Here is a 6,086-nt window from a genome sequence, read left to right on the forward strand (position 1 = left end):
GTGAACGGCGGTGATATCCATGACCTTACACAGAGAGTTCAAGATGGCTGATATCTCGATTAAAGCAAAGGATGGGTGCGTCGCGCTGGCGCTACTCGGCAGGTTGAGTCGATTTTTGACGACCCTGACCTCCTGGGCCGGGGCATTGGTGCTGTTTATCAACGTGCTGGTGGTTTTCGCATCCGTTATCTGGCGCTATGCGCTGCATTCCCCCATTCACTGGGCGGAAGAGGTGGCGCGCGCGCTGATGATTGCGCTGGTCTTTTTTGGCGTTGCGACATCGACGGCAAGAGGGGGACATATTGGCGTCGATTTGTTCCTGCGCTTTCTTCCGCCGCACGTCCGGCCGTACGTGGTGCACGCCAGCCGCTGGGTCCTGTTTCTGGTTTCCGTCGGGCTGGTGATTTCCAGCTATGACCTGGTCCAGGCCGCGCGGGTGCAGACTACCGAAACCGGTTTACCGCAGATTATCTACGTTATTCCGGTGCTGATTGGGTCGGTGGTGATGATGGTCGCCGCCCTGGAGCTTGCCTTACGCGAACGCGCCAGGGTCGTGCTGCTCAGCGGCGTCGGGATCCTCGTTCTTGCCGCGCTTGGCTACGTGAAGCTTTCGCTGATGGCCGATCCGGCCAGCGCGGCGGCGGGGCTGATGCTTATCTGCTTCGTCCTCGGTATTCTCGCCGGCGTGCCGATTGCCTTCACCCTCGGCATGTCGGCGATGGTGTTCTTTATCTGCGATCCGTCGCTGCCGTTTGTCTTCTTCTCTCAGCAGGTTGCGGCCGGGGTCGATCACTTCGTCCTGCTGGCGATCCCCTTCTTTTTGCTCGCCGGAGCGGCAATGGAGATCAACGGCATGTCCACGCGCCTCGTTGAGCTCATCGTGCGGGGAATGGGGCGCTTTCGCGGGGGGTTAAACATGACCACCGTCCTGTCGATGGCTTTCTTCTCGGGCATCTCAGGCTCCAAGCTGGCGGACGTCGCCGCGGTTGGCGGCGTGCTGATGCCGGCGGTACGGCGGGCGAAGCAGGATGGAGAGGAAGCGGCTGGCGTTTTCGCCGCCTCGGCGGTAATGGCCGAAACTATCCCACCGTGCGTAAACCTGATCGTGATGGGCTTCGTGGCCAATATCTCGATCGGGGCGCTGTTTATTGCCGGCCTGGTGCCTGCGGCCTGTCTGCTGGTGCTGCTGATGATTGCCGCCAACCGCTTTGGCGGCAAAATTAACGTCAGCGAGGCCTACCCCGTTCTGCGCCCGCGCACCCAGCTTTATCTGGGCGCCGCCGTCGGTCTGGTGATGATCTTTATGATCGGCCGTGGGGTGATGATGGGGATCGCCACGTCGACCGAGATCTCCGCCTTTGCGGTGATCTACGCCATCGTGGTCGGGCGGCTGGCTTTTCGCGAGCTGACGTTTAAAGCCACGGTGAAGATGTTTATTGATATCGCTGCGATGTCCGGAGTGCTGCTGTTTATCGTCGCCTGCGCCACCAGCCTCTCCTATGCGCTGACCATTCAGATGATCCCGCAGCAAATCGCCGGGCTGCTGGTCGGTATTGGCGTTGAGCAGGGGGCCTGGCTATTCCTGCTGCTCACCATCGTGATTTTGATTATATTCGGCGCAGTGCTGGAAGGCGCGCCGGCCCTTATTATCTTTGCCCCGATTCTGGTTCCGATTGCCGTTCAGCTTGGATTTAATCCATTACATTTCGGCATCATCATGATTCTGGCAATGGGCTTTGGGTTATTTTCACCTCCCATTGGGCTGGGCTTATATACCACCTGCGCCATTTGCGGCGTGGAGATGAAGCACGTTATCCGGCCAATGGCGAAATATCTGGCGGTGGTCCTGGTCGGCATTATTATCGTGGCGATGGTGCCACCGTTAACCACCTGGCTGCCGGGCCTGGCGGGTTACTAAGCGTTGCGTTAATCGTAGTACAAGACGGTGGCATGATGGCTATGCCGCCGAAATCACTGCCCAGAAGCTGAAATTTACTGTGCCAGGGGGTAGGGACGTCCACGTTCCGAAATTGGCCCTGGCGATAAATATTATTCTCTGGTGGCGTTGAGTCTGAATAACAGGAGTCTGAAATGGGATCGTTAACGGGAAAAAAAGTATTTATTACCGGTGCTGAACAAGGTATTGGAAAAGAGACCGCAAGAAAATTGATTGAGGCGGGATGCGATATTTATATTCACTATTTCAGCGGCGAAGACGGGCCCAAAGAGCTGATGGCTATTGCCGAACAAAAAGGACGCAAAGCGGCCTGCGGCCATGCCGATTTAACGGATGAAGCGGAAGCGGCCCGCTGCGTGGCGGCGGCGGCAGAGTTTTTAGGCGGTATCGATATTTTGATCAATAACGTCGGCGGCATCATCGGCCGTAAGTGGCTCGGCGAGATCGACGCCCGCTTCTGGCGTACCGTGATTGATGTCAATATGACCACCATGCTCAACGTGACCCAGCAGGCGCTGCCGTGGCTGAAATCCGCCCCGGACGGCGCCAGCATCGTGAATCTGGCCTCGCTGGCCGGGCGCTCCGGCGGCCACTCGGGGTCGCTGGTTTACTCCACTACAAAAGGCGCCGTGCTGACGTGGACGCGATCGCTTGCCGCGGAGCTCGGGGAGTTTGGCATTCGGGTCAATGCGGTCGCCCCAGGCCTGATTCTGGGAACGCGTTTCCATAATCAGCACACCACCCAAGCTTCTGCCGATCGCACGATCCAGGAAATTCCTCTGGGACGAGCGGGTACTCCGGAAGATGTCTCCAGAGCCATTTGTTTCCTTGCCTCTGAGTACGATGGCTTTATTTCAGGGGCGACAATTGATATTAACGGCGGTATTTACCGGGCGTAACGGAGAGCCGGGCGGTTAACGCCGCCCGTATTTAAGAGAGCGTATTGATGATTAAGTCCGATATTATCCATCCTGATTTACTCCAGGCGCTGGCGCTGTGCGGGCATAAGGCCAATATTCTTATTGCCGATGCTAATTATTCTATTTTGACCAACACCGCAGCGCAGGCGCGGATTGTGTACCTGAATTTTTCTCCCGGCTTAATTGGCAGCGTGACGATCCTGCAAAAAATTCTTGGCTATCTTAATGTTGAAAAAGCAACGCTGATGACCAGCCCGCCTGAGTTTGATAATACTATTGCGCGCGAATATCGTCGCATTCTGACAGAAGCGACTGAGCTTGAATATATTGAGCGAAACGCCTTTTACGCCCAGGCAAAATCGTCGGATACGCTGTTAGCCATCGCTTCTGGCGAAACCCGACGTTTTGCCAATATTCTGCTTACCGTCGGGCCGACGCTGGTATGAAAAAAGAGAAGCGCCTTGGGGGCTTCTCTTTTTATCGCAACGGAACGCGCCAGCTTCAGGAAGCGGGCGCCTCGCGTACCGATTGCCGGCAGACCAGCGCGGGAGGGAACAGAAACTCTGCCGGCGAAAGCGACGGGTTTTCTATCCGCTCAATTAACCGCTCGACCATCACTTCGGCCATCTCTGCCAGCGGCGGCATGATGGAGGTCAGCCCGGGATAAACCAGCCCGGAGAGCGGGATATTATCAATGCCAATAATCGAGATCTCCCCCGGGACGCTGATCCCGGCCTCGTGCAGGCCGGCCATCAGCCCAATGCCCAGGGCATCGTTAATGGCGACAACTCCGTCAGGACGCTGCGACTGCTGGCAGATCTTTTTCGCCAGCGAGCGACCCAGCTCGGTCATTTCCGTGTCGCCGTAGGCCGCCATCGTTTTCTCTTCGACAATCATTCCGTCGTAAAAAAGACCGTGGCGGCGCACCGCGCTAAGAAAACCTTCAATTTTGTGCGCCCGGCTGGAGGTCATGCCGGCGACGGTGGTGAAGATCAGGCGCCGACATCCGCGGGCAATAAGATGCTCCGCGGCCATACGGCCTGCTTCGATGTTATCCATCGAGACGCTGTCGAGGGCCAGGCCGCCGGATTCAACGCCGGTAGGCATGCGGCTGTCGTAGTTCACCATCATCATGCCCTGCGCGGCGGCCTGGGCAAAATGCGGTTTTTCAATGTCGCAGGCGGCAACGATAATCCCGCGCACGCCGTGGGCAAACATATCGGCAATAAAGGCTTCTTCTTCTTCGATCTGCCGATAGGTGTTGCCGATCAGCACCCGGTAAAAGCGCTTTTTCGCGGCCAGATCGACCTCGCGTACCAGCGAGGCAAAGCTGGGGTTAACGATCGAGGGCACCAGCAGCCCAATCATTTTTGCCTGTCCCGTTTTTAGCTGCTGGGCGACCCGATTCGGCAGGTAATTCAGCGCCTGCATGCTGTGCTGGATACGCGCCAGGGTTTCAACGCGCATCTGATCGGTGCGCCCGTTAAGCACGTTGGATACGGTACTCACCGAAACGCCGGCGTGCTTTGCGACATCACGAATATTTGCCATACATCTCCTTTGCAGCAATTTGTGAATGGCAGAGTCTTCGTCGCATTCAGCATCGCTTTTTTGATGGGATTCATAAACTACAACGGTTTAGTGTAACGTTACAGTTAGCGCTGTCAATGGCCTGATGCGGCTGGCAAACCGGCGCTTTAGCCGGCTTTTTTGCTGCGCGAATCCCGCCGGGACGGGCGGGCGCTCTCCGTCGACAAAGGGTTATTTAGCGATACCGAGCTGTAGCTGACCGGGCGTGTGGCCAAACCGCTCGCGAAATACCTCGATAAAGGCGCTGACGTTGGCGTAACCGCTGCGCGCGGCGACCTCGGCGATCGGCTCCCCTGCCAGCACCCACTGGAGCGAAGTGACCACCTTAGCCTGCTGTCGCCACTGGCAAAAGCTCAGGCCGGTTTGTTCGCGGAACAGGCGGCTGAGAGAGCGAACGCTGATCCCCCAGCGCTGGGCCAGCTGCGCCTGAGTCTGCAGGTTATCCGGATGGGCCAGTAGCTGGTCGGCAACGTTACGCGCGCGGCGATCGGTCGGCAAAAGCAGCTGGAGCGGAAGTTCGGCCGCGTGGGCGATTTCAGCCGCCAGCAGCGACAGCAGGCTGGACGAGTAATCAGCGGGAAAGCCCGGCCGGGGGCCGGCGCACAGGCGCTCCAGCAGGGCCTGAACAAAGCTATCGCTACCATAGATCCCGGGCGTTTGCGGAAGTCTCGCGCAGGTCGATAAATGAAGATAGAGGCTTGTCCCGCTGAGCTTGCCCGGCACCTGGGCCCTGTGGCGCAGGCCGGCGGGAAACCATCCCACCGAGCCCGGCGTGACCGTCCACTGCGCCTGGCCGGTCTCAACCACCATGATGCCGGCTTTAAGCCAGTAGATCTGACCGCTGTTATGTTCATGCCACTCTGTGACATGGCCGCGCTGATAATCAAAGGTTTCGATGTGCATCATCATGGCTGATTGGCCGTATATAATGTCCAGATACGGCTATCGTACCACGACCGCGATCCTCTAACCTTAATTCAACCTGTCGCCGCGCTTCGCATAGATTAATTAAGGAATAAGATGAACAAACAAAGTCAGATCGTTATGGACGCCCTGCGGGAAATCGTTACGAACCCGCAGCACGAGGAGGACAAAATTGCCCTCTATTTCTCTCCTGACTATCAGCAGCAGGTGGATGGAAAGAGCCTCGACTATCGAGGATTCGTCGGGCATATGGCCTTACTTAAGGCGCTGACTACAGGCATGACCCTTTCGGTTTTGGCCATAGCCGGCGATGAGAATACGGTGTTCACTCATCACCATGTCAAAGTGGATAAAAAGAGCGGCCAGCAGAGCGAAATTGCCGTGATGGCGCGCTTTACCCTGGCGTCCGGGCGCATCGTGCGCTGCGATGAGCTTACTCGCCTTCTCGTTGGGGAGCCTGAGGATCGCGATTTAGGCAGCCGCGGGTAGATCGTCATCAGCGCTCAGGAAGCCTGTACCGCAAGTAAAGATCGCTCTTATCCATTCCTGGCCCCACGGCAGGCAGAATTGTAGTGGTTTACTGAATTTGGCCACCTGAACAGAGGTGATATGCTCACCTCAGAACATTACAGGTGCCTCAATGAAAAAAAGAAATTTCAGTGCAGAGTTTAAACGCGAATCCGCTCAACTGGTCC

At 57.1% G+C, this 6,086-nt stretch carries 6 protein-coding genes; 4 read left to right on the forward strand and 2 right to left on the reverse strand.

Annotated features, from left to right (window positions below):
- The first annotated feature begins 43 nt into the window (after positions 1-43).
- The 3 genes from GO007_RS27990 (at position 44) to GO007_RS28000 (ending at position 3,323) form a co-directional block, all read left to right on the forward strand.
- Positions 44-1,918, forward strand: a complete 1,875-nt coding sequence (locus GO007_RS27990; protein ID WP_095105591.1) for a TRAP transporter large permease — start codon at positions 44-46, stop codon at positions 1,916-1,918.
- Positions 1,919-2,091: 173 nt separating this feature from the next.
- Positions 2,092-2,856, forward strand: coding sequence for an SDR family NAD(P)-dependent oxidoreductase (locus GO007_RS27995; RefSeq protein ID WP_095105593.1), 765 nt, complete (start codon positions 2,092-2,094; stop codon positions 2,854-2,856).
- Positions 2,857-2,903: 47 nt separating this feature from the next.
- Positions 2,904-3,323 (forward strand): RbsD/FucU family protein, encoded by a 420-nt coding sequence (locus tag GO007_RS28000; RefSeq protein WP_095105595.1) that lies wholly within the window; start codon positions 2,904-2,906, stop codon positions 3,321-3,323.
- Between the two features lie 55 nt (positions 3,324-3,378).
- On the opposite strand, the gene GO007_RS28005 is transcribed toward GO007_RS28000, so the two are convergent.
- The gene (locus GO007_RS28005; RefSeq protein ID WP_223261848.1) at positions 3,379-4,446 is read right to left on the reverse strand and encodes a LacI family DNA-binding transcriptional regulator; all 1,068 of its coding nucleotides are present in this window, start codon (positions 4,444-4,446) and stop codon (positions 3,379-3,381) included.
- A gap of 192 nt (positions 4,447-4,638) precedes the next feature.
- A complete protein-coding gene (locus GO007_RS28010) occupies positions 4,639-5,376 on the reverse strand; it encodes an AraC family transcriptional regulator (protein WP_223261849.1) in 738 nt (245 codons plus the stop codon).
- A 111-nt stretch (positions 5,377-5,487) separates the two neighbouring features.
- Between GO007_RS28010 and GO007_RS28015 the strand changes: the two genes are divergently transcribed.
- Positions 5,488-5,880, forward strand: coding sequence for a nuclear transport factor 2 family protein (locus GO007_RS28015; RefSeq protein ID WP_095105599.1), 393 nt, complete (start codon positions 5,488-5,490; stop codon positions 5,878-5,880).
- Positions 5,881-6,086 lie beyond the last annotated feature (206 nt).

It is taken from the genome of Klebsiella sp. 10-1, assembly GCF_009758445.1.
Classification (GTDB): Bacteria; Pseudomonadota; Gammaproteobacteria; order Enterobacterales; family Enterobacteriaceae; genus Klebsiella; species Klebsiella scottii.